The 23,922-nt window shown below is 59.9% G+C and carries 26 protein-coding genes; 13 read left to right on the top strand and 13 right to left on the bottom strand.

What is annotated here, in order from left to right; all coding sequences use genetic code 11:
• The 3 genes from ngg to JFT63_RS00735 all read left to right on the top strand — a co-directional run bounded on the left by ngg (position 1) and on the right by JFT63_RS00735 (position 3,398).
• Positions 1-1,746: an N-acetylglutaminylglutamine synthetase gene (ngg, locus tag JFT63_RS00745; RefSeq protein ID WP_198843189.1), complete on the top strand. Its 1,746-nt coding sequence runs from the start codon at positions 1-3 to the stop codon at positions 1,744-1,746.
• A gap of 164 nt (positions 1,747-1,910) precedes the next feature.
• Positions 1,911-3,095 (top strand): osmoprotectant NAGGN system M42 family peptidase, encoded by a 1,185-nt coding sequence (locus JFT63_RS00740; RefSeq protein WP_057700833.1) that lies wholly within the window; start codon positions 1,911-1,913, stop codon positions 3,093-3,095.
• Positions 3,096-3,170: 75 nt separating this feature from the next.
• Positions 3,171-3,398: a YheU family protein gene (locus JFT63_RS00735; RefSeq protein ID WP_003192759.1), complete on the top strand. Its 228-nt coding sequence runs from the start codon at positions 3,171-3,173 to the stop codon at positions 3,396-3,398.
• 8 nt (positions 3,399-3,406) lie between these two features.
• On the opposite strand, the gene csrA is transcribed toward JFT63_RS00735, so the two are convergent.
• Together csrA and JFT63_RS00725 are read right to left on the bottom strand one after the other, a co-directional pair.
• On the bottom strand, positions 3,407-3,610 hold the full coding sequence (gene csrA / locus JFT63_RS00730) for a carbon storage regulator CsrA (protein ID WP_057700835.1): 204 nt from the start codon (positions 3,608-3,610) through the stop codon (positions 3,407-3,409).
• 127 nt (positions 3,611-3,737) lie between these two features.
• On the bottom strand, positions 3,738-4,553 hold the full coding sequence (locus tag JFT63_RS00725; protein ID WP_057700836.1) for an SDR family oxidoreductase: 816 nt from the start codon (positions 4,551-4,553) through the stop codon (positions 3,738-3,740).
• Positions 4,554-4,880: 327 nt separating this feature from the next.
• Between JFT63_RS00725 and JFT63_RS00720 the strand changes: the two genes are divergently transcribed.
• Positions 4,881-5,033, top strand: coding sequence for a DUF3309 family protein (locus JFT63_RS00720; protein ID WP_003192767.1), 153 nt, complete (start codon positions 4,881-4,883; stop codon positions 5,031-5,033).
• 173 nt (positions 5,034-5,206) lie between these two features.
• Here the strand turns inward: JFT63_RS00720 and JFT63_RS00715 are convergent, their stop codons facing one another.
• The 5 genes from JFT63_RS00715 to JFT63_RS00695 form a co-directional block, all read right to left on the bottom strand.
• Entirely contained in the window at positions 5,207-7,294 is a 2,088-nt protein-coding gene (locus JFT63_RS00715; RefSeq protein ID WP_198843188.1) for an LTA synthase family protein, read from the bottom strand.
• Between the two features lie 801 nt (positions 7,295-8,095).
• On the bottom strand, positions 8,096-8,287 hold the full coding sequence (locus tag JFT63_RS00710; RefSeq protein WP_003172956.1) for a PLDc N-terminal domain-containing protein: 192 nt from the start codon (positions 8,285-8,287) through the stop codon (positions 8,096-8,098).
• Positions 8,288-8,356: 69 nt separating this feature from the next.
• Positions 8,357-8,887 carry a hypothetical protein gene (locus JFT63_RS00705; protein WP_057700838.1) on the bottom strand — a complete coding sequence of 177 codons (531 nt, stop codon included), beginning with the start codon at positions 8,885-8,887 and terminating at the stop codon, positions 8,357-8,359.
• A 40-nt stretch (positions 8,888-8,927) separates the two neighbouring features.
• Positions 8,928-9,443 (bottom strand): ankyrin repeat domain-containing protein, encoded by a 516-nt coding sequence (locus JFT63_RS00700; RefSeq protein ID WP_057700839.1) that lies wholly within the window; start codon positions 9,441-9,443, stop codon positions 8,928-8,930.
• A 106-nt stretch (positions 9,444-9,549) separates the two neighbouring features.
• A complete protein-coding gene (locus tag JFT63_RS00695; protein ID WP_198843187.1) occupies positions 9,550-11,376 on the bottom strand; it encodes a long-chain-acyl-CoA synthetase in 1,827 nt (608 codons plus the stop codon).
• 405 nt (positions 11,377-11,781) lie between these two features.
• Here JFT63_RS00695 and JFT63_RS00690 point away from each other — a divergent pair, with 405 nt between their 5' ends.
• A complete protein-coding gene (locus JFT63_RS00690) occupies positions 11,782-12,060 on the top strand; it encodes a DUF3509 domain-containing protein (protein WP_003172952.1) in 279 nt (92 codons plus the stop codon).
• Positions 12,061-12,118: 58 nt separating this feature from the next.
• On the opposite strand, the gene JFT63_RS00685 is transcribed toward JFT63_RS00690, so the two are convergent.
• The 4 genes from JFT63_RS00685 to aroC form a co-directional block, all read right to left on the bottom strand.
• Positions 12,119-12,388: a response regulator transcription factor gene (locus tag JFT63_RS00685; RefSeq protein WP_057700842.1), complete on the bottom strand. Its 270-nt coding sequence runs from the start codon at positions 12,386-12,388 to the stop codon at positions 12,119-12,121.
• A gap of 209 nt (positions 12,389-12,597) precedes the next feature.
• Positions 12,598-13,128, bottom strand: coding sequence for an acireductone dioxygenase (locus JFT63_RS00680; RefSeq protein ID WP_198843186.1), 531 nt, complete (start codon positions 13,126-13,128; stop codon positions 12,598-12,600).
• Positions 13,125-14,288, bottom strand: coding sequence for an MFS transporter (locus JFT63_RS00675; protein ID WP_198843185.1), 1,164 nt, complete (start codon positions 14,286-14,288; stop codon positions 13,125-13,127). The genes JFT63_RS00680 and JFT63_RS00675 overlap by 4 nt, the downstream gene beginning before the upstream one ends.
• A 76-nt stretch (positions 14,289-14,364) precedes the next feature.
• Positions 14,365-15,456, bottom strand: a complete 1,092-nt coding sequence (gene aroC / locus JFT63_RS00670; protein ID WP_198843184.1) for a chorismate synthase — start codon at positions 15,454-15,456, stop codon at positions 14,365-14,367.
• A gap of 143 nt (positions 15,457-15,599) precedes the next feature.
• Here aroC and JFT63_RS00665 point away from each other — a divergent pair, with 143 nt between their 5' ends.
• Together JFT63_RS00665 and JFT63_RS00660 are read left to right on the top strand one after the other, a co-directional pair.
• Entirely contained in the window at positions 15,600-16,562 is a 963-nt protein-coding gene (locus JFT63_RS00665) for an alpha/beta hydrolase (protein ID WP_057700846.1), read from the top strand.
• A 99-nt stretch (positions 16,563-16,661) separates the two neighbouring features.
• Positions 16,662-17,465: a hypothetical protein gene (locus JFT63_RS00660; RefSeq protein WP_057700847.1), complete on the top strand. Its 804-nt coding sequence runs from the start codon at positions 16,662-16,664 to the stop codon at positions 17,463-17,465.
• 152 nt (positions 17,466-17,617) lie between these two features.
• Here JFT63_RS00660 and prmB read toward each other — a convergent pair whose 3' ends face one another.
• Positions 17,618-18,526 carry a 50S ribosomal protein L3 N(5)-glutamine methyltransferase gene (gene prmB / locus JFT63_RS00655; protein ID WP_186558494.1) on the bottom strand — a complete coding sequence of 303 codons (909 nt, stop codon included), beginning with the start codon at positions 18,524-18,526 and terminating at the stop codon, positions 17,618-17,620.
• A 239-nt stretch (positions 18,527-18,765) separates the two neighbouring features.
• On the opposite strand from prmB, the gene JFT63_RS00650 reads away from it, so the two are divergent.
• From JFT63_RS00650 to JFT63_RS00630, 5 genes are all read left to right on the top strand, one after another.
• Positions 18,766-19,356, top strand: coding sequence for a cysteine hydrolase family protein (locus JFT63_RS00650; RefSeq protein ID WP_198843183.1), 591 nt, complete (start codon positions 18,766-18,768; stop codon positions 19,354-19,356).
• Between the two features lie 136 nt (positions 19,357-19,492).
• Positions 19,493-19,813 (top strand): hypothetical protein, encoded by a 321-nt coding sequence (locus tag JFT63_RS00645; protein ID WP_057700850.1) that lies wholly within the window; start codon positions 19,493-19,495, stop codon positions 19,811-19,813.
• Positions 19,814-19,888: 75 nt separating this feature from the next.
• Entirely contained in the window at positions 19,889-20,446 is a 558-nt protein-coding gene (locus tag JFT63_RS00640) for a Smr/MutS family protein (RefSeq protein WP_057700851.1), read from the top strand.
• A 76-nt stretch (positions 20,447-20,522) separates the two neighbouring features.
• Complete coding sequence (gene folE / locus JFT63_RS00635) at positions 20,523-21,068, top strand: GTP cyclohydrolase I FolE (RefSeq protein WP_057700852.1); 546 nt, start codon at positions 20,523-20,525, stop codon at positions 21,066-21,068.
• 101 nt (positions 21,069-21,169) lie between these two features.
• Positions 21,170-21,541, top strand: a complete 372-nt coding sequence (locus JFT63_RS00630; RefSeq protein WP_057700853.1) for a glutathione S-transferase N-terminal domain-containing protein — start codon at positions 21,170-21,172, stop codon at positions 21,539-21,541.
• 117 nt (positions 21,542-21,658) lie between these two features.
• Here the strand turns inward: JFT63_RS00630 and JFT63_RS00625 are convergent, their stop codons facing one another.
• On the bottom strand, positions 21,659-22,261 hold the full coding sequence (locus JFT63_RS00625; RefSeq protein WP_034126138.1) for a glutathione S-transferase family protein: 603 nt from the start codon (positions 22,259-22,261) through the stop codon (positions 21,659-21,661).
• Positions 22,262-22,553: 292 nt separating this feature from the next.
• Here JFT63_RS00625 and JFT63_RS00620 point away from each other — a divergent pair, with 292 nt between their 5' ends.
• Positions 22,554-23,900 (top strand): NCS2 family permease, encoded by a 1,347-nt coding sequence (locus JFT63_RS00620; RefSeq protein ID WP_198843182.1) that lies wholly within the window; start codon positions 22,554-22,556, stop codon positions 23,898-23,900.
• Positions 23,901-23,922: the final 22 nt, after the last annotated feature.

The following is a 23,922-nucleotide window of genomic DNA, read 5'->3' as shown; positions in this document are numbered from 1 at the left end:
ATGAAACCTAACGCCGCGGCGTATAGCCAACGCTTGATCAAGGGCCAGGCGCCGTCCTACGAGCGCCTGCAGGCCCGGCTCGCCGAAGACGGCAGCCCGCAAGGCCCCGAACCGATTGCCGTGCATTGCGGTTGGGGGCGCTTGTTGATCGGGCATACCTTTGCCGACCCTGCCAGCCTCGCCCAGGAGCTGCTCAACGAACAACCCGGCGAGCGTGACATCGCCCTGTATGTGGCCGCGCCCCAGCAAATCCTCGGGATCGATCCGCAGCAATTGTTTCTGGACCCATCCGACACGCTGCGCCTGTGGTTCAGTGACTACCGCCCCGCCACCCGCGTGTTTCGCGGCTTTCGGATCCGTCGGGTGCAAAGCGAAGCCGATTGGCACGCCGTCAACCTGCTGTATCAGGGCCGCGGCATGTTGCCTGTCGACGCCGAACGCCTCACGCCGCGCCATCAAGGCGGCCCGGTGTACTGGCTGGCTGAGGACGAAGACAGCGGCGCGGTGATCGGCAGCGTAATGGGCCTCAACCATCAAAAAGCCTTTCACGATCCGGAGAACGGTTGCAGCCTGTGGTGCCTGGCGGTAGACCCGCAGTGCACCCGCCCCGGTGTTGGAGAAGTACTGGTGCGCCACCTGGTGGAGCACTTCATGAGCCGTGGCTTGAGCTATCTGGACCTGTCGGTGCTGCACGATAACCGCCAGGCCAAGAGCCTTTACGCCAAGCTGGGTTTTCGCGCACTGACCACCTTTGCGATCAAGCACAAGAACGGCATCAACCAGCCGCTGTTCCTCGGCCCCGGGCCGCAGGCCGGGTTCAACCCCTATGCGCGAATCATCGTCGAAGAAGCCCATCGGCGCGGCATCGATGTGCAGGTGGATGACGCCGATGCCGGGCTGTTCACCCTCAGCCACGGCGGGCGCCGCGTGCGCTGCCGCGAGTCGCTGAGCGACCTGACCAGTGCCATCAGCATGACCCTGTGCCAGGACAAGAGCCTGACCCACAAGGTACTCAAGGCCGCTGGCCTTAAGTTGCCTGCGCAGCAGTTGGCAGGTAGTGCCGACGACAACCTGGAGTTTCTCGACGAGCACCAGCGCGTAGTGGTCAAGCCGCTTGATGGCGAACAGGGCCAGGGCGTGGCGGTGGACCTGGGAACGATCGAGGAGGTGCAGCAGGCCATCGAAGCGGCACGCCAGTTCGACAGCAGGGTGTTGCTCGAAAGCTTTCACGAGGGTTTGGACCTGCGCATCCTGGTGATCGGCTTTGAAGTGGTCGCCGCCGCGATTCGCCGCCCTGCTGAAGTGATCGGCGATGGTCAGCATTCGATTCGCGCTTTGATCCAAGCGCAAAGCCGACGTCGTCAGGCCGCCACCGATGGTGAAAGCAAGATCCCCCTGGACGGCGAGACCGAGCGTACGCTCAAGGCCGCCGGTTACGACTACGACAGCATCCTGCCCCGTGGTCAGACGTTGGCCGTGCGACGAACCGCCAACCTGCATACCGGCGGTTGCCTGGAAGACGTCACCGCCATCCTGCACCCGACCTTGGTGGACGCTGCCGTACGCGCCGCCCGCGCCCTGGATATTCCCATGGTCGGCCTGGACCTGATGGTGCCCGCGGCCGATCAGCCGGAGTATGTGTTTATCGAAGCCAATGAACGGGCCGGGCTGGCCAACCATGAACCGCAACCGACCGCTGAGAAGTTTGTAGATTTGTTGTTTCCACACAGTCAGCCGACGGCTTGAACGATGTGTCGCCTGCTCCGGCGCTATCGCGGGCAAGCCCGGCTCCCACAGTGACTGCATTCCAATGTGGGAGCCGGGCTTGCCCGCGATGAGGCCGGCCCAGGCGACGACGCTCCAGCCCCCTCATCGAAACCATCGATGCCCTCAACTCATCAGGAGTTTCCATGACCCGAACCATCCCAGAACCCGATCTCGCCTACCTGCAAAAAGTGCTGCTGGAGATGCTCGCCATTCCCAGCCCCACCGGGTTTACCGACACCATCGTGCGCTATGTCGCCGAGCGCCTGGAAGAACTCGGCATCCCGTTTGAAATGACCCGGCGCGGCACCATTCGCGCCACCCTCAAGGGCCAGAAAAACAGCCCTGACCGTGCCGTCTCTGCGCACCTGGACACCATCGGTGCCGCCGTGCGCGCGATCAAGGACAACGGCCGTCTGACCCTGGCACCGGTGGGCTGCTGGTCGAGCCGCTTTGCCGAAGGCAGCCGGGTCAGCCTGTTCACCGATAACGGTGTGATCCGCGGCAGCGTATTGCCGCTGATGGCATCCGGGCACGCGTTCAACACTGCCGTGGATGAAATGCCGGTGAGCTGGGACCATGTCGAGCTGCGCCTGGACGCTTACTGCGCCACCCGGGCCGACTGCGATTCCCTGGGGATCAGCGTGGGTGACTATGTGGCCTTCGACCCACTGCCCGAATTCACCGAGAGCGGGCACATCAGCGCCCGCCACCTGGATGACAAGGCGGGTGTCGCCGCCCTGCTCGCGGCGCTCAAGGCCATTATCGACAGTGGCGAACCGCTGCTGATCGACTGCCACCCGCTGTTCACCATCACCGAGGAAACCGGCAGTGGCGCAGCCGCCGCACTGCCCTGGGACGTCAGTGAATTTGTCGGCATCGACATCGCCCCGGTCGCCCCGGGCCAGCACTCCAGCGAACACGCGGTAAGCGTGGCGATGCAGGATTCCGGCGGGCCATACGACTATCACCTGTCGCGGCACTTGCTGCGCCTGGCCGCCGATAACGACCTGCCGGTGCGCCGCGATCTGTTCCGCTATTACTTCAGCGATGCGCACTCGGCGGTCACCGCCGGCCACGATATTCGTACTGCCCTGCTGGCCTTCGGTTGCGATGCCACCCACGGCTACGAGCGAACTCATATCGACAGCCTGGCCGCTCTGAGCCGCTTGCTGGGCGCCTATATCCTCAGCCCGCCGGTATTTGCCAGTGACGCGCAACCTGCCCAGGGTTCCCTGGATCGGTTCAGTCATCAGATCGAGCATGAAACACAAATGGAGAGCGACACCCGCGTGCCGTCGGTGGATAGCCTGGTCGGCAACAAGTCCTGACGCCAGCGAAAGCTGCTACTGGCAACCTGGGTCCCGGCGCAGTAGCATCGCCGGGACCTGACACCTGAGGCTTGTATGCTGATTCCCTACGATGCACTTGAAGTCGACACCCTGACCCGCCTCATCGAAGACTTTGTCACCCGCGACGGCACCGACAATGGCGACGACACGCCGCTGGAAACCCGCGTACTGCGCGTACGCCAGGCACTGACCAAGGGCCAGGCGCTGATTGTCTTTGACCCCGAGAGCGAGCAATGCCAGCTGATGCTCAAGCACGATGTGCCCAAGCATCTGTTCGATTGAAAACCTGCCTAAGGGTTGGGTACCGGCACGGGATGCGTGACGGGCCCCTGGCGTTCGCGAATCTTGCGGTAGACCTCGGCACGGTGCACGTTGACGCCCACAGGAGCTTCGATGCCGAATTTCACGTGTGCGCCGTTCACTTCGAGGATATAGACGGTGATGTCATCGCCGATAGCGATGGCTTCGCCTATGGCGCGGCTTAAGACCAGCATGGCGTGTGTCCTTTTCAAGTAGCAGGACCTGGACCATGCACCCTTGAAAATGGACCGGCAATGGCTTGCTGGAAAATCAGGCACTACCTACGCTGGTAGGTAATTTGCCTGACAGACTCCACCTAAATCAGCCCTTAATAGCCTGCGCCTTGGCGCGCATCTTGTCGGCCATCAGGGTCATCTCGTCGTACAGCAACTGCGGGTTTTTCTGCTTCAATGCCCAGGCCATGCGCCCTTGTTCATGGGGCAGGATCATGAATTCGCCTGCGGCCACGCGCTGGTAGATGTAATCAGCGATATCGGCCGCCGAAATAGGTGAACTTTCAAGCAACTTGCCCACCTGCGCCTTCATGGCGGGGGTCGGACCACGGAAGGAGTCGAGCAGGTTGGTCTGGAAAAACGACGGGCACACCACGTGCACGCCCACTTCCTGCTGCTTGAGTTCTACCAACAGGCTTTCCGACAACGCCACCACGCCGGCCTTGGCCACGTTGTAGTTGCTCATGGCCGGCCCCTGCATCAGTGCAGCCATTGACGCGATGTTGATGATCCGGCCCTTGCTCTTTTCCAACAGCGGCAGGAACGCCTTGCAGCCCTTGACCACACCCATCAGGTTGATTGCGATCTGCCAGTCCCAATCTTCCAGGGACAGTTCGGCGAAGAACCCCCCCGAGGCCACGCCTGCGTTGTTGACGATCACATCAATGCCACCGAGCTTGACCTCACACGCCTGGGCAAACGCGGTGAGCTGGCTGTAGTCGCGCACGTCGCAGCGCTGGGTAAACCCGTCACCCCCCGCCTCGCGCACAAGCTTGAGGGTTTCGTGCAAACCGGGCTCGCTGACATCCGACAACGCCAACTGCCAGCCCTCACGGGCCCAGCGCAGAGCGATTTCACGACCCAGGCCGGACCCGGCGCCAGTGATCATCATGCGGTTTTGCATAGAAGTAACCTTGTGGTTTACCGAAGAAGTGACCGGCAGTGTAGCGAAGGTTTTTCCCGCACCCACGCACCATCAGATTGATGAATGCCAGAAGCAAACCCGTGGCTGGGTCGCAGCCGCACATATAGCTCAAGTTCCATTTTTTTCAACTGATTAGTTCAAGTTGCGTACGGGTTAAAAGAAATAAGCAACTAATCAAAATGTTTTAGAAAAACAATGAATTTTCTGCCAAGTGCATGAGTCGGAATGGTTAAGGCGTCCCAATACACATGGACGAGATAACGGTCAAACAGCCGGTTTTTGCACAGAACCTATAAGGAATAAAACATGAGCCTCATTCTAATCATTATCCTGATCCTTCTATTGGTCGGTGGCCTGCCGGTGTTCCCGCACTCGCGTAACTGGGGTTATGGTCCGTCGGGTATCCTGGGTGTGGTGCTGGTCGTCCTGCTGGTGCTGTTGTTGCTCGGCAAGATATAAACGCCGCGCTACGCTTTTTGTAGGAGCGAGCTTGCTCGCGAGAAACGTCAACGGTAACGCGCACTGCCTGGTTAACTGCGGTGTATCGACGTTCTTCGCGAGCAAGCGAGCGCCTACAATTCACAAGCAAAAAAAGAGGCCCTCTAGAGGGCCTCTTTTTTATTGCCGGTCAGTTAGTCCGGTTTGCCATCTACCACACCTGCGGTGTTATCCAGCAGGCTCTTGGTCGCGGTCTGCAGGAACGACTCAAGTTTCTGCTTGAGTGCGGCTTCGTCCGGCGAATCGGGGATCACCTTGCCAGTGGGTTCTGCGCCCAGGGTGTATTCCCACAACTTGGGTGGCATTTCCTTGGGCAATACCAGCACGCGATCACCGGTGAGCAAGGCCACGGTCTGGTCGCTGCCCGAAGGTTTGATCACGCCGAAGCCCTTATCGCCTTCCGGCAGGTTCAACAGGTCACGCCCCCAGCACTGATGCAACGTATCGCCACCCAGGCGGCCCATGATGGTTGGCACAATGTCGATCTGGGTGCCCACGGTGTGGTCACGTACACCAAACTTTTCCTGCATGTCCGGTGCGATCATCAGCATCGGCACGTTGAAGCGGCCCAGGTCCATTTCGGTGATCTGTTGTTCATTGCCGAAACCGTGGTCGCCCACAATCACGAACAGGGTTTCCTTGAAGTAAGGCTCCTTGCGGGCCTTTTCAAAGAACTGGCCCAGGGCCCAGTCAGAGTAGCGCATGGCCGTCAAATGCTCGTTGAGGCTGCCACGGTCGGTGACTTTCTCAACCGGCAATGGCGTCGGCAACGCGTACGGCGTGTGGTTGGACAGGGTTTGCAGCAACGCGTAGAACGGTTTGCCGCCTTCGCGCGCCTTGAGCTCCTCCAGACCACGGTTGAACATGTCCTGGTCGGACACGCCCCAGGTGGGGTCGGAGAACACCGGGTCGACAAAGTCGTTGCGGCCGATGAAGTTGGTCATGCCCTGGTTGCTGAAAAAGCCCGACTGGTTGTCCCAGGCGAAATCGCCGTTATAGACATACACATCGTCGAAATCACGTGCACTGAGCAACTGCGGCAGGCCCGACAACTTGTGGCTGCCTTCGGGCGTCTGCATCAGGTATTCGAAACCCGGCAGGTTCGGGAAGCAGGCCATGGTGGCGAACATACCCTGGTGGGTATGGGTGCCGTTGGAGAAGAAGCGGTCAAACAGCAAGCCTTCCTTGGTCAGCTTGTCGAAGTACGGCGTGATATCGCCCGGACGGCCCAATGCGCCCACCGAGTGACCGGCGAAGCTTTCCATCAGGATCACGACGACGTTCTTGATCGGCAGGGTTTTCTCGGCCGGTGGCGTGAAGTCACGGCGCACGGCAGCGGTGTCGGTGTCTACCAGCTTCTCTTGCGGCAGCACCAGCATGTCGCGCACGGTCTGGGTGGCCAGCGGTTGTTCCAGCGTCGCCTTCCAGATATTGGCGCGGTCTTCACCGAACCGCGCCTTGGCCGCCGCGATCAGCGACAGGGTGCCATTGAGGCCCAACTGGTTGGCGAAGTTCGAATCGGTGGTATAGACATCACCCCAGCGCAGCGGCGGGCCCTGGCGCAGGGTGCCGCGGATGGCGACCACGGCGACCAGCAGGCACACCACGAATACGGCGATGCGGCTGTACCACGGAGCCACTTGGCGCGTGCTGATGGTACCGCCGCTGAACGGGCCACGCGGGCGCGTTGCACGGTCGGCGCCCTTGAAGGCCATGCTCAGAATCAGCGTGCCCACGGCCCAGGCGAGCAGGTAGCGCACCACCGGGAAACCGTACCAGAGCATGCTCATCACGGTTTTCGGGTCTTCCTTTACATACTGGAAGACCAGGCCGTTGAGGCGTTGGTGGAATTCACGGTAGAAGTCCATCTCCATCAGGCCCAGGAACAGGGTGATGCTGGACACGACGGTCAGCCACAAACGGAAGAATCCCCGTGCCGCCATGGCCCGTACACTGAACAATGCCAGCAGCAGCGGAATCAGCAGGTACATCACCAGGCGAATGTCCAGGCGCAGGCCATTGGCGAACGCTTCCAGGAAGGTCGAGGCCGGCGTGTCCAGGATCATCTCGCGGTTGTAGACCAGCAACGCCAGGCGCAGCAGGGAGAACATCACCATCATGACCAGTGCGCAGAGCAGCGTGTACGCCAGATGGGATTTGACGGTCGGTTGCAGCAGGCGATTTGAGGCTCGCTGCTGATTCAGGGCGTCCGGGTTTGCCATGTCGTTTTAGGACCCATTGGAAGTTTAAGTTGCGAAATAATGCAGTGGCGTCCGCCCTCGCCCAGGCTGGCTGGGGTAAGCGGTTTACGCGGTGGCACAAATGGTGCCCGATCAAGGCCGGCAAGGCTATTAATTACTGAACGTGTACCACGCTCCAACCTTTAAGAGCGTTGCAGTCAGAGCCTTGGCAAGGGGATAAAGCCGGCAAATTGTCTTGGATGGGATGTGAAAATTTCGTGCAGCGAATACTTTCGACACACAAATCCAGTTGTCGCAGTGAAAACCAATGTGGGAGGGGGCTTGCCCCCGATAACCATGGGTATCTACACAACTTTTTGTAGCCGCTGCCGACCTAACCACGATGCGAAGCGAGCCGCTCTTGATCTGCTTTTGATCTGCTTTTGATCTGCTTTTGATCTGCTTTTGATCTTGATCTCAGGCGCCCCGTCAAACCACGCTGGCCGGAATTCGACAGGGATTTGGGGGGTAAACCGGCAGGGATGCCGGTTTAGCCGCCCCGCGCCATGGATGGCGCGTGGCGGCGGCCCCCCAAATCCATGGCGGATTACGGGCACACCGAGCCTAGGCGAGGTGCCGAGTGGTGGGGCAAGAGCCCTTTTGGTTACTTTTGGGGCTCTTTTCCAAAAGTGACCCGCTGTAAAAGCGGAACCAATAGCAGCCGTTACCCAAATAACGGATATGTACTCGATCAAAGCCCAACATCCTGGCCGGCTCTTAGGCCGCCATCGGGGGCAAGCCCCCTCCCACATTGACTGAGCCCACTCCAGAAGGAGTGAGGTCTTAGATCCGCACGTTACCGCGTGGCCCTGCGATAGCCCAGATAATCAGACCCAGTACCGGCAACAGCAGGATCAACAGGATCCACAGCACTTTGGCGCCCGTGCTTGCGCCGCTTTTGAACACGTTGATGATCGCCCAGATATCCAGCGCGAGGATGATCAGGCCAATCAGACCGTTGAAAGTGGAACCCATGGTGTCGCTCCTAAAGTGAGGGCATGCACTTGTAGGATAGTCAGCCTTGGCGGGGGTTCCGTTTTAATTTCAGACGTGTACGGCGATCTTCAGTGCTTCAAGCGACGGTTCAGCCTTGATGCCCACTTCAGCGCACAGTTGCAGCACGCGCGGCAGGTCATTGCCGAACACCAATACGGCCTGGATTTCGTCATCCAGCAGTTGGCTGAAGTTCATCAGCACATAACCGCCGTCTTCCGGGCTCAGGGCGCTCATCTGAATCTGGATGCGGTTCAACGCCGTCAGGTCTTCAGTCTTGGCCAATTGCTTGGGTTTGAGATTGAAGGCCACGCCCGGACCAAACGAGGCGACGATCTGGGCAAACAGGTCGCCGTAGGTATCAGCCTGGAACAACACCGTATCGGGCAGACTGCCCACCACCACCCACTCTCCCAGCGGGATCGGGAAGCTGTCGTCGTAGTTGATATCCGGGTTTGCCGCCAGGAACGCTACCGGGTCTGCGTAGGCTTGCGCCGCTTCGTCGGCGATACGCGCCACCTCATCCTCAGCCATGACGCCGGCGCTGATTTTGCTGATGAGTTCGACGAGGGCGGTTTTCATGGGCGATCCTGTAGCGAGCGGGTTTTGGAGGGCGCGTAGCCTACACCAGTTTCTGCAACTGCGCCGCCGTATCCACCGCGCCCATGGTCTGTGCCGCCGCCAGCGCCGTGGCGCCTTGCGCGTCGATAGCCTTGGGATTGGCGCCTTGACCGAGCAGGTACTCGACCATTTCAACGCGGTTGAACATCGCCGCCATCATCAACGCCGTACGCCCGTCCGATGAGGCCGCCTCAACCGGCGTGCCGCCCTCGATCAGCGCCTGAACCACCGGCAGGTTGCCTTTAAACGCTGCGCCGGCAATCGGCAGCTGATTTTTGTCGTTGGCGATCAAGGGATCGGCCTTGAATTCGAGCAACACTTTCACCGCCTCGGCGTGGCCGTGGTAGGCCGCGAGCATCAATAAGGTGTCGCCATTGTGATTACGAAAGTTGGCCGGCAAGCCCTTGGCCAACAACGCAGCGAGCATGGCGGCGTCGCCGCGGCGAGCCACGTCGAAAACCTGCTCGGCAAATTCTGCGGCTTCGTCTTCGGTCATTTGTTTAGGCTGGTCTGACATGGGGGCTCCTTGCTGAGGCGGCTTGTGTAACTGGATGAGGCGCCCAGTGTCGCGATGGAGTTCCCCGCTGTCATGGCTTTTTTGTCAAAAGCCGCCATAGCCAGAATCAATAACGAAAGTGCCCGCCCTGGATCTGCGCCAACAACTGCCCGGTAACCGGCACGTAGCTCTGCGAACCCGGCAGCCAGGCATACACCGGGTCATTGCCGGCCAGGGCGGGGTCGAACGCTTCCTCTTTGAGTTTCATTTTCTGGTACTTGAAGGTGCCGGTGGTTTCCATCTTCACCTTGATCCGCAGGAACAGCGGCACCGCATAATGCGGCAACTGGCCGTGAGCAAATTGCAGCAGTTCGCGCATGTCCAGGGCAGCCAAAGACTCACTGGGGGTGATGGCGACCATGCCTGCACGGCCATTGGTGTTCGCGATCTCGACACCATAAGCCACCACTTCGGCGATTTGCGGATGTTGCAGCAGCACGTTTTCCACTTCGGTGGTCGAGACGTTTTCACCCTTCCATCGGTAGGTGTCGCCCAGGCGATCAACAAATTGCGCATGACCGAAGCCGATGCTGCGTACCAGGTCGCCGGTATTGAAATAGCGATCGCCTTTCTCGAAGACGTCGCTGATCACCACCTTGCGATTTTTCTCGGGGTCAGTGTAACCATCGAACGGCGACTTTTCATCGATCTTCGCCAGCAACAAGCCCTGCCCGCCCGTGGAGACCTTGTGCATGAACCCGTCACTGCCGCGCAACGGCTCCCCTGTATCAGGGGCGTAATCCACCAATGCCCAATGCTGCAGGCAAAAGCCGATGGTGTTGTCAAAATTCAGCACGTTGGTAAAACCGATATTGCCGTCACTGGCCGCATACAGCTCGCAGATATGCTCGACCTCATAGCGCCGTTTGAACTGCGCCCACACGCCGGGGCGCAGGCCATTGCCAACCATCTTGGTCACGCGGTTATCGCGATCCTGGTCGCTGGGCGGCTGGTCGAGCAAATAGCGGCATAACTCACCGACATAGCCGAGAGTAGTCGCGTTGAACCTGCGCGCATCCTCCCAGAACTGGCTGGCGCTGAATTTGCGTCGAATGGCGAAGCCGGACGCGCCAATAATGGCCGAGCCCCAGCACACACACAAACCGGTGCCGTGATACAGCGGCAAGGTGCAATAGAGGACGTCCTGCGGTGACATGTCCAGGGCAATGCTGCCGAAGCTCACGGCGGTCTTGGTCCAGCGTCCATGCTTCATGATGCCGGCCTTGGGCAAGCCGGTGGTGCCGGAGGTATAAATATAGAAGCAGGGATCGTTGTAGGAAATCTGCGCGCAGATCGCAAGGTTGTCTACCGGGTGCCCGGCGCTGGCGGCCATCAGGTCGATATAGCCCTCGGGAATCGCACTGTCGGGTGGCTCCGCCACATACCAGGTGCGCTGGGGCGGAATCTGCACCTGATCGCGCACCGCCGCGTAGGCGCTCAGCAACTCTGCCCCCACCACAATGGCAACCGGGTTGACCAACGTCAGGCTGTGCACCAACGTCCCCTGGGTCTGCGACGTATTGAGCATGGCGCAGACACCGCCCAACTTGGCCACGGCCAATACGCTGAGCAGCAACTCGGGACGATTTTCAATCAGTAGCGCCACCACGTCGCCTTTGCGAACACCCTGGTCGTGCAGGTAATGGGCGATGCGATTGGCCTGCTGATTGGCGTCGCCATAGCTGATCACCCGGTCAGCGTAAAGCAGCGCAGCCCCGTCAGGATTGCGCAAGGTCGCTTGCTGGAAATGCCAACCCAGGCCGCAAGGTTGCCTGGGGTCAGTGACATTGGCCGCACGCATACCGCGAACCACACGGGGGAGCGCTCGAACGATGGCTGGCACCTTTCGCAGCATCATGCCCCAGGTAATCATGTCGTTTTGCCGATGGCTCATGGCGGGACGTCCTTTTTCTTATTTTTGGTCGGGTCCGGATACATCGACAGGCCCTTGGGTTCGCGCGATGCGTTACAGGAAAATACGTCAGCCCTTCTTTGGCTGTACACGCGGGATTTGCAAAGTTTTGTATCCCAAAGGACAGCTGCCGCGATCAATGGAATTTTCCTGCAAAAAAAGCGGTCAATAGCGGTAAGGCAAGCCCGACACCGCCCCCAAGTCGTCGAGCAAATAACGCAAAATGCAGGATGCACGATGGCCTTTCATGCAAATTGCACGAAAATGAAAATCAGAAAATTTTATAACTTACTGATTTTAAAAGACTTTTTTCTTTAACCAATACTGGCACAATCACTGCACTTATCACTCCATGCTTGCCAACTTGAGCCAATGGAGCTGATAGACATGAGCCTGATCCAAGATAAATTCGCTTCAGTATTCTCCAACTACGACGTCACCACCCAGCCCCGTCCAGACGGTGGCATCCTGTTGACCTTGCGCAACAGCGAAGGCAAACAGGTCAAGCGCTCGATCTCGTACCAGCAACTGCACACCGCCGATCAACTGACTTGGGTGATCAGCGCCATTCGCCGTGACCTGGCCGAGCAAGCCAGCGAGTTGCCACAGATTTCGATGCTGCAAAGCCAGAACCGCTTCGCGCTGCCGACTTACCATTCGGCATAAACGACACACATAAAAAGGGCCGCGACGCCGTTGAGCGTCGCGGCCCTTTTTTGTGCCTTCAGCACAAGCCTTGGCGAGTGGCTTCGTTTTTCGCCTGTACCCGGTTGGTGACGTCCAGCTTGCCGTAGATATTGCGCAGATGGAACTTGACCGCCGCTTCGGAGGTGGCGCGAATCTGGCTGATCTCCCAGATGGTCTTGCCCTCGGAAGCCCACCGCAGGATTTCCAGCTCCGTTGGTGTAAGGGGCTTGCCGGACAAGTTCAGGCGTTTTCTGATAGCCGTCGGCACGCTATCCATGGGGTGACACGTCTGGTCTGGGCTGCTCATTGCTCTCTCCTTATATATGCTGATGCGGCACCGCCTTTCGGACTCCTCCTATTGACAGATGACATAAACATTGGCGCCGCACAGAGAGTTACATAACGAGCGGAATGAAAGCGTACAACACAGAACAAACAGCTTTACCCTACGAATATTCAGGCTTTTTCCCACAACAAGTTCCAACTTGCCTGGGTTGAACATTTAGATATGTATGCTTAGTCGTCCAGCCCTGGAAAACCAGCGGCAATAGGATCTGGGCTGAACGTCGGCACCTCGCCCTGGGCGGTGTTGAACAAACGCAGCGCCACCAAATGCGGGTTCTCGCCGATGTCGAACCAGTGCGGCATACCCGCGGGGATAACCAACAGGTCATTTTTCTCGGCACGCACGCCGTATACGTAATCCCCCACATGCAACATGAACAGGCCCTGGCCGGCGATGAAGAAGCACGCGCTATCTTCACTGTAGGTGCGCTCTACCAGGAACTGATCACGTAACTCGGGCTTGTGGGGATGATCACCCGTCACGCTGACCACCTGCGTCGTGGCATAGCCAAGGGCATCGATCTGTGGACGGTACGCTGTGATCATTTGCGCCTCACTGGCGCCTTTCTCGATAACGCCGGGCTGCCAGCGTTCAAAGCCTACGCCGTGCTCGGCCAGGGTCGACTGGATGTCGTCGAAATGGGTCAACACCTTGTTGGGGGTGTTTGCAGTGGCGATGTGGTAGACGGCTACATAACTCATTGCACGGTTCCTTGGTTCGGCTCTTGCAATCGAAGGCCAATAATAATGGCGGCGGCCAGGGCCGCGAGGCTGGCGATACTGAATGTCAGGGTCGGACCCAAGAGGTTCCAGCTATACCCGGAATACAGAGCACCGAGGGCACCGCCGGTACCGGCCAAAGCAGCATACAGGGCTTGACCCTGGCCCTGCTGACGATCACCGAAGCTGCGCTGCACGAAGGCAATCGCCGCCGCGTGAAAACTGCCGAATGTGGCCGCGTGCATGAGTTGCGCCAACAGCAACACCCAGAAAAATTCGGCGAAGGAGCCCAGCAGCAACCAGCGCAACGCTGCCAACACAAAGCTGGCCAGCAGCACCCGGCGCACCGAAAAGCGCGCAAGGATGCGGCTCATGGACAGGAACATCAGCACCTCCGCCACCACCCCCAGGGCCCACAACATACCGATCACGCCACGGCTGTAGCCCAAGTGTTCCAGGTGCAGGGTGAGGAAGGTGTAATACGGGCCATGGCTCATTTGCATCAGTGCTACGCAAGCATAGAACGCCAGCACCCCGGGGCTGCGCAGTTGTTTGAGGAAACCGTCACCGGCCAGGCGGTTGCCCTGACTGGCCGGCTGGGCATTGGGCACCCACAGGCTGGCGCCGATGATGCCGGCCATGATCACCACGACCACGACCGGGTAGATATCCAGGCTCAGCCAGTCAAACAGGCGCCCCATGATCACGACGGTGAGGATAAAGCCGATGGAGCCCCACAGACGGATCTGGCTGTAGCGCGAGGTTTGCTTGTGCAGGTGGGCCAGGGTGATGACTTCAAACTGCGGCAGCACTGCGTGCCAGAAGAACGCGTGCAGGGCCATGACCATCGCCAGCCAGGCGTAGGTCTTGCTGAAGAAGATCAGACAAAAACTGGCCAGGGTACAGACCGCGCCAAATCGCACGATGGCCAGGCGCCGGCCGGTGATGTCGCCGATCCAGCCCCACAGGTTCGGCGCCACGCAGCGCATCAGCATGGGGATGGCCACCAGTTCGCCGATACGCGCGCTGGAAAAACCCAGGTGATCGAAGTACAGCGCCAGGAACGGCGCTGTCGCCCCGAGCAGGGCGAAGTAGAACAGGTAGAAGCTGGAGAGGCGCCAGTATGGGAGCACGGGGGTCATTTTATTGGGGCTGCTTCACCGCCCAGCGCGAGCAAGCTTGCTCGCCACAACAAGCTCGCTCGCGTGCCGGCGGCGATCACAGCTGACCCAGTACCGGTGTGATCACACGCACATCGGCATTTTGCCCACGGTTGCGCAGCAGGTGGTCCATCAACACGATGGCCATCATGGCCTCGGCAATCGGCGTGGCGCGGATGCCGACGCACGGGTCGTGACGGCCCTTGGTGATCACGTCCACCGGGTTGCCGTGTACATCGATCGAACGGCCCGGGGTAGTAATGCTCGAAGTCGCCTTGAGCGCCAAGTGCGCAACAATCGGTTGGCCGGAGGAAATACCGCCAAGGATGCCACCGGCGTTATTGCTGAGGAAACCTTCAGGCGTCAGCTCATCGCGATGCTCGGTACCGCGCTGGGCAACGCAGGAGAAACCCGCACCGATCTCCACGCCCTTCACTGCGTTGATGCTCATCAGCGCGTGGGCCAGTTCGGCGTCAAGGCGGTCGAAGATCGGCTCGCCCAGGCCCGGCTTCACGCCTTCGGCCACCACGGTGATCTTGGCGCCGACGGAGTCCTGGTCGCGGCGCAGCTGGTCCATATAGGCTTCCAGCTCGGGCACCTTGTCCGGGTCGGGACAGAAGAAGGCGTTGTCTTGCACGCTGTCCCAGGTTTTGAACGGGATCTCAATCGGGCCCAACTGGCTCATGTAGCCACGGATGACAATGCCCTGGGTGGCCAGGTATTTCTTGGCGATGGCACCGGCGGCCACGCGCATGGCGGTTTCGCGCGCCGAGCTGCGGCCACCGCCGCGGTAGTCGCGCTCGCCGTATTTGTGGTGGTACGTGTAGTCGGCATGGGCCGGACGGAACAGGTCCTTGATGGCCGAGTAGTCCTTGGACTTCTGGTCGGTGTTGCGAATCAACAGGCCAATGGCGCAGCCGGTGGTGCGGCCCTCGAACACCCCGGAAAGGATTTCGACTTCGTCCGGCTCCTGGCGCTGGGTGGTGTGGCGGCTGGTGCCGGGCTTGCGGCGGTCGAGGTCGCGCTGCAGGTCTTCCAGGGACAGCTCCAGGCCTGGTGGGCAGCCGTCGACAATGGCGACCAACGCCGGGCCGTGGCTTTCGCCGGCGGTGGTGACAGTGAACAGCTTGCCGAAGGTATTGCCGGACATGCAGGGCGCTCCGTGAAATCAGTTGAATCAAGTCAACCGTAATAACTTAAGGCGGCCAGTATACGCAGGCTAACCGACTAGTTCATCCTCGAAACCTTACCGGTAGACATTGGTCCAACCGGCACCTCACTGATGATGGCGCGATGATGCTGCGAGTTCTGCTGTTCACCCTCACCCTGTTTACCGCCGCGGTCCAGGCCGCCTCCCCTGTGGTACTGCAACGCCCTATCAGCCTGGACACCGGCAGCGGCCAACTGTTTGGCTCATTATTGTTGCCTCAATCCGACAAACCCGTGCCGGTGGTGCTGATCATCGCCGGCTCCGGCCCTACCGACCGCAATGGCAACAGCGCCGACGGCGCCCGCAATGACAGCCTCAAGCGCCTGGCCTGGGTGCTCGCCCGGCATAACATCGCCAGCGTGCGCTACGACAAGCGCGGCGTGGCCGCCAGCCTGGCCGCCACGCCGGATGAGCGCAACCTCACCCTCGACGCCTATGTGGCCGACGCCGTGGCCTGGGGCAAGTTGCTCAAGGCCGACAAGCGCATGGGCCCACTGATTGTGCTGGGCCACAGTGAAGGCGCGCTGGTCGCCGCCCTCGCCGCGCCGCAGCTTGAACCGGCCGGGGTCATTTCCTTGTCTGGCAGCGCGCGTCCGGTCGACCAGGTGATTCGTCAGCAACTGGCCGATCACTTGCCCCCTGCCCTGTTGCTGCGCAGCAATGAAATCCTCGACCACCTCAAGGCCGGCCAGGTGGATACCGACGTACCGCGCCCACTGGAGGGCATCTTCCGGCCGAGCGTGCAGCCCTACCTGATCAGCCTGTTCCGCGCCGATCCATCGGCCGCCTTCGCCAGGCTGAACATGCCGGCATTGATCATCCAGGGCACCAACGATATTCAGGTCGGTGTCGCGGATGCCCAGCAGCTCAAACAAGCCAAGCCCGACGCGCAGTTGAGGGTCATCGAAGGCATGAACCACGTCATGCGCATCGTGCCCAACAACGTGAAGCAGCAACTGGCCTCCTACAATGACCCGAAACTGCCGCTGGCCGCCGAACTGGGCCAGCGTATCGTCGCGTTTATCGACGGACTTCAACCCCGTTAAGCGACAATTTGCCTCCAGTCCTGGGGAAAGCGGCCGATAAGTCCAGAGTCGACAGTAAAAAGACTGTCGGCTTGCTGGGCTTGGACAGGATCGCGCCGCATGACAACCACCGAAGCAACACCCGAATCTACCCCCGACACCTCGACTGCAACCGCGGCCGTCGAGGCGGCGGCCCTGCCGTGGGCGGACGTCCACGCCGAACATTTCAAGATGCTGCGCCTGGCTCCGCTGACAACCGACCGTGCCACGGGTGCACGACCGTTGCGCTTTGTGCAGTTCGGCTATGCCGAGCGCCATGACAGGCACCACAGCCTGTTGCGCATGGTTGTTCAACTGCCCGGCCAGCGGGTACGCAGCGAGCAGAACCACCTGGATATCTGGGTGGACCACGATAAACACCGCGTGCATTTCGGCCCTGGTAACAGCCTGGAAATCGAACCGGCCAACCGCGGTATCGGCCGCTTCCTGGTGGCTCAGGCCGCCGCCTGGGCGAAAAAGAAGTGGTCCCACTACCGCGTCGACGGTGTGGACCTGGCCAACAAGGACGCCCTCAACGAAGCCACGCGCCTGCGCCGCGATCACTTCCTGCGTATCCAGGGCTTTGATGTGGCCTATGCCGATGTGCAGCACCTCAAAGGCAATGTGCAGCCGGGCAAGGTCGGCGACGTGCTGGACAGTTGGAACACCGAGAAGGTGCAGTTCGTGGAGATCCTCGAAGCCGCGCAGATGCTGCAACAGGCCGATCAGAACCTGGCGGAACAGGAAGTGAAGCTGCGCAAGGAAGAGGAAAAAGTCATCAAGTTCAAGCGTGAGGACAGCGGGCTGCGCTTTACCATCACCTGCCTGGTGGCGTTTACGGTGTTTCAGGCGGGCTTGTTGATCTGGATTGCCACGCACCGCTGATAGGCTGCAATGCGGTCAGTGTGTGGCTTGCCCTGATGCCAGTAGGAGCGAGCTTGCTCGCGAAAAACCCATAGGCGCCGCGTTTATTCAGGAAACACGCGTTATCGTTGGCGCTTTTCGCGAGCAAGCTCGCTCCTACAGCGTGTCTACAATCAGATCCGGGCAGCGAAAACGGCCTGGTGTTGGCGGCACTGCTCAGCCGTCAACATAAACACCCCATGCCCACCCCGCTGGAAGTCCAGCCAGGCAAAGTCCACTTCCGGGTACAGCGCGTCAACATGCACCTGGCTGTTGCCCACTTCGACAATCAGCAAACCCTTCTCGGTCAGGTGGTCCGCCGCTTCGGCCAGCATCCGGCGTACCAGGTTCAAACCGTCGTCACCGCAGGCCAGGCCCAGTTCCGGCTCGTGCTGGTATTCGTCCGGCATGTCGGCAAAGTCTTCGGCATCCACATACGGAGGGTTTGACACGATCAGGTCGAAACGCTGGCCCGGCAAACCGTCAAAACCATCGCCCTGCACGGTATAGACCCGCTCATCGACGCCATGGCGCTCGATATTCTGGTTCGCCACTTCAAGGGCTTCGAAGGACAGGTCACCCAGCACCACTTCGGCCTCCTGGAACTCGTAGGCACAGGCAATGCCGATGCAACCGGAGCCGGTGCACAGGTCAAGAATGCGCGCCGGTGGCTGCGCCAACCAGGGTTCGAAGCGGCTTTCGATCAGTTCGCCAATCGGTGAACGCGGGATCAGCACGCGCTCATCGACAATAAACGACATGCCGCAGAACCAGGCCTCTTTCAACAGGTAAGCGGTGGGCACACGCTCGTGAATACGACGATGCAGTAAACGCTGCACATGGGAGATTTCCTCTTCTTCGAGGTTGCAATCGAGGTAGCTGTCGGCAATTTCCCACGGCAGGTGCAAGGCGCCGAGCACCAATTGGCGGGCTTCGTCCCAGGCATTGTCGGTGCCATGGCCAAAAAACAGGTCTTCCCCATGGAAACGGCTGACAGCCCAACGGATATGGTCGCGCAAGGTGCGCAGGCGGGAAGTGATCACGGGGCAAGCTCCTGGAAAAAACGACTGGCGATTCTAACAGCCTTCACCTGTACCGACGATGTACGAAAAGCCTGGCACCGTACGTCGATTTTCATCCAATTGACCCGCATTGTGTTAAACAGGCTCACCTCTTGACATGGCTGCACGCCAGCAACGGCGTACCTTACGATAGTAGCGATTCACAGAAGCGCTCAGCCAGTGGACAATGTCGCAAAAGCCCCACTCACAGGAGCCCCAGAATGTCCGTTCCAAAGACGATGTTTCAACTCAGCGGTCGCGGTTACGCAGCAGCCAACCTCAGTCATGCGACCCTCGTGATCATCGACGCCCAGAAGGAATACCTCAGCGGCCCGCTCGCCCTCTCGGGCATGGACCCAGCTGTCGCTAATATCAAACAACTGGTCAGCGCCGCGCGCAACGCCGGGCGCCCGATTGTGCATGTGCGCCACCTGGGCACCGTAGGCGGTCTGTTTGACCCACAGGGCGAGCGCGGCGAATTCATCCCGGGCCTTGAGCCTGAAGGTGACGAAACCATCATCGGCAAACTGCTGCCGAGCGCCTTCCACGGCACCGGCCTGGAAAAACACCTGCAAGACCTTGGCTCCCTGGACCTGATCGTCTGCGGCTTCATGAGCCACTCCAGCGTCAGCACCACCGTGCGTGCGGCCAAGAACCTGGGCTTTCGCTGCACCCTGGTGGAAGACGCCTGCGCCACCCGCGACCTGCCCTACAAGGGCGGCATCCTGAGCGCCGATCACGTGCAGCAGACCGAAATGGCGATCATGGCCGACAACTTCGCCACCCTCGCACTGACTAAAGATCTGATCTGATCATTCCTGCGTTGAGCGGCGCGTTTATTGCTCCGCTCATCCGCAAAGCCCTTTCATTTGGCGCATTTACCCCTCTCTCCGGAACAACCTGTGTATTGTCCGGTCGAAGGGCCGATACCCTGGAGGAAAGGTCGGAATGAAGATATCCGATGGTTTTGATGCTCGTCGCTTGCGCCCCAAGGGCCCGAGCAACTGGCGTCTGCGCCTGGTGGCGGGCATTGCCGCGTTGCTGGCGATCATAGGTTTGTTGTTGGCGGGCGCTGGTGGCGCCGGCCTGTTTGGGCACTCGCCGGCACTGGGCGAATTAAATGCCAGCCCAGGCGGCTCGGCGATTCTGCTGGTGATCGGCCTGCTGGTGCTGTGGTTGGGCGTATGGTTATGGCGCCGCAGCCGTCGGCGGATGCGCCAGCCCTTGTCGTTGAATATCGCCTCGCATCTGATGAAAAAGCACGACTGATGGCGCTTGGATAGCGTTTGCTACGCCCTGGCCGCCGCGATTTAGGTAAACTGCCCGCCCTTCGCGGAGGCTGACATGCAAGACGACGATTTTTCCCTGTTCAAAAACGAGCTGCGCGGCGTCAAGCCGATCAAGCACGACCGCGCCGACACCGGCAAACCCAAGGCCGACCGGGCGCAGATCGCCAAGCTGCGCCAGGCCGCGACCGTGCGCACCGATGCCACCACCGTGGATGGCCTGTCGGATCAGTTCGTGATTGACGTCGGCCCCGAAGACGAGCTGATGTGGGCCCGCGACGGCGTGCAGGAAAGCCAGATGCGCAAGCTCAAGGCCGGCCAGGTCCCGTTCGAAGGCAGCCTCGACCTGCACGGCATGAACGTGGAAAAGGCCCGGGAAACCCTGTGGGCCTTCCTCGCCGAAGCAACCAAATTCGAAATCCGCTGTGTGCGTGTGACCCACGGCAAGGCCGTGCGGTTGGATGGCAAGCGGCCAATGATCAAGAGCCACGTCAACACCTGGCTGCGTCAACATGCCCAAGTGCTTGGTTTTACCTCCTGCCAGGCCCGCCACGGCGGCGCCGGTGCGGTGTATGTGATGCTCAAGCGCACCATGCTCGAAGGCCGCGACGAGTAAAGTGCCATCGTCAGGCTTGCAGCGATGTGCCCGCCACCGTAACCTTGCGCTTTGCGAAAATCCCACAGGTAGTTTCATGTCCCTGGAACAGAATTACACAGAGATTCTCGGCCAACTCGGCGAGGACGTCTCCCGCGAGGGTCTGCTCGACACGCCAAAGCGTGCCGCCAAGGCGATGCAGTACCTTTGCCGCGGTTATGAACAGACGCTCGAAGAAGTCACCAACGGTGCCTTGTTCAGCTCCGATAACAGCGAAATGGTGCTGGTCAAGGACATCGAGCTGTACTCGTTGTGCGAACACCATCTGCTGCCGTTTATCGGCAAGGCCCACGTGGCCTACATCCCAAGCGGCAAAGTGCTGGGCCTGTCGAAGGTCGCACGCATCGTCGACATGTACGCGCGCCGCTTGCAGATCCAGGAAAACCTCAGCCGCCAGATCGCCGATGCGGTGCTGGAAGTGACCGGCGCCCTGGGCGTGGCCGTGGTGATCGAAGCCAAGCACATGTGCATGATGATGCGCGGTGTGGAGAAACAGAACTCGTCGATGATTACCTCGGTGATGCTCGGTGAGTTCCGCGACAACGCGGCCACTCGCAGCGAATTCCTCAGCCTGATCAAGTAACGGGCGGGGCAGAAAAGAACCGGCGTTCATCGCCGGTTTTTTTTCGCCTGCAGAAATCAGGTAAGCTGCGCCCCCTCAGTTATGGGCAAGAGGTAACAGCCATGTTCGTCAAAGCACTTCGAGTGGGCCTCGGCCAGATCATCATCGCCGGCGATTTCCTGACCCGTCCACGCAAAAAGCAACGCCCTGCCGAACAACAGGCGCAAGTGAACGAAGCGGCCAAAGCGCTGACGCTGTATCAGTTCCACGCCTGCCCGTTTTGCGTGAAAACGCGCCGCACCCTGCATCGCCTGAACGTGCCGGTAGCCCTTAAAGACGCGAAAAACAACGAGCAGGACCGCCAGACCCTGCTGGAGCAAGGCGGCAAGATCAAGGTGCCGTGCCTGCGCATCGAAGAGAACGGCCAAACCACCTGGATGTACGACTCCAAGGTGATCATCGACTACCTGGACAAGCGCTTCGCAGCGATCTGAAGCCCGCTGCGGTCAATGTGGGAGCTGGCTTGCCTGCGATGCGGGCACCGCGGTGCAGCAGATGTACCGAGGTGATGCAATCGCAGGCAAGCCAGCTCCCACATTGGACCGAGGGAGTCAGTCGAGCATCGCCACGTACTTGGGATGACTGGCCACGCGCTGCAACCACGCCTGCACCGCAGGATACGGCGCCAGATCAAAGCCGCCTTCATGGGCCACATGGGTGTAGGCATACAACGCAATATCGGCAATGGAAAATTGCTCGCCCACTAAATAAGGCGTGGCTTGAAGCTGACGCTCCATCACCCTCAAGGCCTTGTAACCGCCTTTGTGGGTGGTCTTGTATTCTTCCAGCCGATCCTCGGGCATGTTCAGGTAAAACTGAATAAAGCGCGCCACCGCAATGTAGGGCTCGTGGCTGTATTGCTCGAAGAATTGCCACTGCAGGACTTGCGTGCGCAGGCGCGGTTCGGTCGGCAGAAATTCGCTGCCATCGGCGAGGAAATTAAGAATCGCATTGGATTCCCACAGGCAGGTGCCGTCTTCGAGCTCCAATACCGGGACCTTGCCATTGGGGTTCTTGGCCAGGAACGCCGGGGTCTGGGTATCGCCCTTGAGGATGTCGATATCGATCCATTCATACGGGATGCCCAACAGATTGAGCATCAATTTGACCTTGTAGCAATTGCCCGACTTGTAATCGCCATAAACCTTGTACATGGGGCTCCCCTTTTTCGCCGCGCTGACCGAATGCTTGCGCCCACAAGGTGCGGGTATCGAAGGCTTGTTTCAAGGCGTCGTGCAGAATAAATCCCTTGGCCTGGGCCTTTCATCCCTTTTCGCCCAGATAATCGAAAACATTATTTGCTTTATTTGTATACAAAAGCATAATTCGCTTCGTGCGAGTTCCTGACCTTTTGGTCAACAAAGCCCGCCGGTACCTCAAAGCGCTGTCGCCCACTCATGTGACCGGCGCTGGACATAACAATAAAACGATTGAGGAGTACTCGCTGTGGATAGCCGTAAAACCGAAGCCCCTACGTTGGATCTGGTCGCGCCCCGAGGCGGCTGGCTGGAGCGCCTGTTCAAACTGCGCTTGCATGGCACCACAGTGAAGACCGAGTTGATCGCCGGCCTCACCACGTTCATCACCATGGCCTACATCATCTTCGTCAACCCCAACATCATGGCCGACGCCGGTATTGATCACGGCGCGGCTTTCGTCGCCACCTGCATCGCCGCCGCCCTGGGCTGCCTGTTGATGGGCCTGTACGCCAACTGGCCGGTTGGCCTGGCGCCGGGCATGGGCTTGAACGCGTTTTTCACCTACACCGTGGTCGGCACCATGGGCTACAACTGGGAAACCGCCCTCGGTGCGGTATTTGTCTCGGGTGTGCTGTTCATGATCCTGACGCTGTCGCGTATCCGCGAATGGTTGCTCAACAGTATTCCGGTCAGCCTGCGTCATGCCATGGGCGCGGGCGTGGGCCTGTTCCTGGGGGTGATCGGCCTGAAAACCGCCGGCATCATCGTCGACAGCCCGGCCACTCTGATCAAGCTCGGCTCCCTGCATGAACCCGCCCCACTGCTGGCGGCGGTGTGCTTCCTGCTGATCGCCATCCTCAGTTACCACCGCGTATTCGGCGCGATCCTGATCAGTATCATCGCCGTGACCCTGGCGGGCTGGGGCCTGGGCCTGGTGCATTACAACGGCATTCTCTCTACCCCACCGAGCCTGGCACCGACCTGGATGGCCATGAACGTGATGGGTGTGTTCAATGTGAGCATGATAAGCGTGGTATTTGCCTTTCTTTTTGTACACATGTTCGACACTGCCGGTACACTGATGGGCGTTGCCCAACGCGCAGGGCTAGTCAAGGCAGACGGCAAGATCGACAACCTGTCTCGTGCGCTAAAGGCCGACAGTGCTTCCAGCGTGTTCGGCGCCATGGTTGGCGTGCCGCCTGTGACCAGCTATGTGGAAAGCGCTGCCGGTGTCGCTGCCGGCGGCCGCACCGGCTTGACTGCCGTGACCGTAGGCGTGCTGTTTGTGGCGGCGATGTTTTTCGCGCCGCTGGCGGGCATGATTCCCGCCTATGCCACGGCGGGCGCGTTGATTTACGTGGCAATGCTGATGATGGCGAGCATGGCCCATATCAATTGGGATGAAGCCACCGACAGCATCCCGGCCATCGTGACCGCGATCATGATGCCGTTGACATTTTCGGTCGCCGACGGAATCGCCCTGGGCTTTATCACCTATGTGGCGTTGAAGGCCGGCACCGGCAAGTACCGCGAGATTTCCATCAGCCTGTGGGTGCTGTGCGCGATCTTTATCGCCAAGTTCATCTTTCTGTAGTTCAGGAAGGGCTGAAAAACCG

The sequence above is a fragment of the Pseudomonas sp. MF7453 genome (assembly GCF_016405455.1).
In the GTDB taxonomy this organism is placed as follows: Bacteria; Pseudomonadota; Gammaproteobacteria; order Pseudomonadales; family Pseudomonadaceae; genus Aquipseudomonas; species Aquipseudomonas paralactis.
The sequence above is the reverse complement of the archived record's forward strand: the minus strand, read 5'-3'. Positions and strand labels throughout refer to the sequence as shown.

Excerpts from the sequence above, each read along its gene's own strand:
- JFT63_RS00645 (WP_057700850.1), top strand. The coding sequence starts at position 19,493 with ATGAAGATATCCGATGGTTTTGATGCTCGTCGCTTGCGCCCCAAGGGC.
- JFT63_RS00715 (WP_198843188.1), bottom strand. The coding sequence starts at position 7,294 with ATGGCAAACCCGGACGCCCTGAATCAGCAGCGAGCCTCAAATCGCCTG.
- JFT63_RS00640 (WP_057700851.1), top strand. The coding sequence starts at position 19,889 with ATGCAAGACGACGATTTTTCCCTGTTCAAAAACGAGCTGCGCGGCGTC.
- JFT63_RS00725 (WP_057700836.1), bottom strand. The coding sequence starts at position 4,553 with ATGCAAAACCGCATGATGATCACTGGCGCCGGGTCCGGCCTGGGTCGT.
- JFT63_RS00710 (WP_003172956.1), bottom strand. The coding sequence starts at position 8,287 with ATGGGTTCCACTTTCAACGGTCTGATTGGCCTGATCATCCTCGCGCTG.
- JFT63_RS00675 (WP_198843185.1), bottom strand. The coding sequence starts at position 14,288 with ATGACCCCCGTGCTCCCATACTGGCGCCTCTCCAGCTTCTACCTGTTC.
- JFT63_RS00735 (WP_003192759.1), top strand. The coding sequence starts at position 3,171 with ATGCTGATTCCCTACGATGCACTTGAAGTCGACACCCTGACCCGCCTC.
- JFT63_RS00695 (WP_198843187.1), bottom strand. The coding sequence starts at position 11,376 with ATGAGCCATCGGCAAAACGACATGATTACCTGGGGCATGATGCTGCGA.
- JFT63_RS00630 (WP_057700853.1), top strand. The coding sequence starts at position 21,170 with ATGTTCGTCAAAGCACTTCGAGTGGGCCTCGGCCAGATCATCATCGCC.
- JFT63_RS00625 (WP_034126138.1), bottom strand. The coding sequence starts at position 22,261 with ATGTACAAGGTTTATGGCGATTACAAGTCGGGCAATTGCTACAAGGTC.
- JFT63_RS00690 (WP_003172952.1), top strand. The coding sequence starts at position 11,782 with ATGAGCCTGATCCAAGATAAATTCGCTTCAGTATTCTCCAACTACGAC.
- JFT63_RS00660 (WP_057700847.1), top strand. The coding sequence starts at position 16,662 with ATGACAACCACCGAAGCAACACCCGAATCTACCCCCGACACCTCGACT.
- JFT63_RS00720 (WP_003192767.1), top strand. The coding sequence starts at position 4,881 with ATGAGCCTCATTCTAATCATTATCCTGATCCTTCTATTGGTCGGTGGC.
- folE (WP_057700852.1), top strand. The coding sequence starts at position 20,523 with ATGTCCCTGGAACAGAATTACACAGAGATTCTCGGCCAACTCGGCGAG.
- JFT63_RS00700 (WP_057700839.1), bottom strand. The coding sequence starts at position 9,443 with ATGTCAGACCAGCCTAAACAAATGACCGAAGACGAAGCCGCAGAATTT.
- ngg (WP_198843189.1), top strand. The coding sequence starts at position 1 with ATGAAACCTAACGCCGCGGCGTATAGCCAACGCTTGATCAAGGGCCAG.
- JFT63_RS00705 (WP_057700838.1), bottom strand. The coding sequence starts at position 8,887 with ATGAAAACCGCCCTCGTCGAACTCATCAGCAAAATCAGCGCCGGCGTC.
- csrA (WP_057700835.1), bottom strand. The coding sequence starts at position 3,610 with ATGCTGGTCTTAAGCCGCGCCATAGGCGAAGCCATCGCTATCGGCGAT.
- JFT63_RS00680 (WP_198843186.1), bottom strand. The coding sequence starts at position 13,128 with ATGAGTTATGTAGCCGTCTACCACATCGCCACTGCAAACACCCCCAAC.
- JFT63_RS00650 (WP_198843183.1), top strand. The coding sequence starts at position 18,766 with ATGTCCGTTCCAAAGACGATGTTTCAACTCAGCGGTCGCGGTTACGCA.
- JFT63_RS00665 (WP_057700846.1), top strand. The coding sequence starts at position 15,600 with ATGATGCTGCGAGTTCTGCTGTTCACCCTCACCCTGTTTACCGCCGCG.
- aroC (WP_198843184.1), bottom strand. The coding sequence starts at position 15,456 with ATGTCCGGCAATACCTTCGGCAAGCTGTTCACTGTCACCACCGCCGGC.
- JFT63_RS00740 (WP_057700833.1), top strand. The coding sequence starts at position 1,911 with ATGACCCGAACCATCCCAGAACCCGATCTCGCCTACCTGCAAAAAGTG.
- JFT63_RS00685 (WP_057700842.1), bottom strand. The coding sequence starts at position 12,388 with ATGAGCAGCCCAGACCAGACGTGTCACCCCATGGATAGCGTGCCGACG.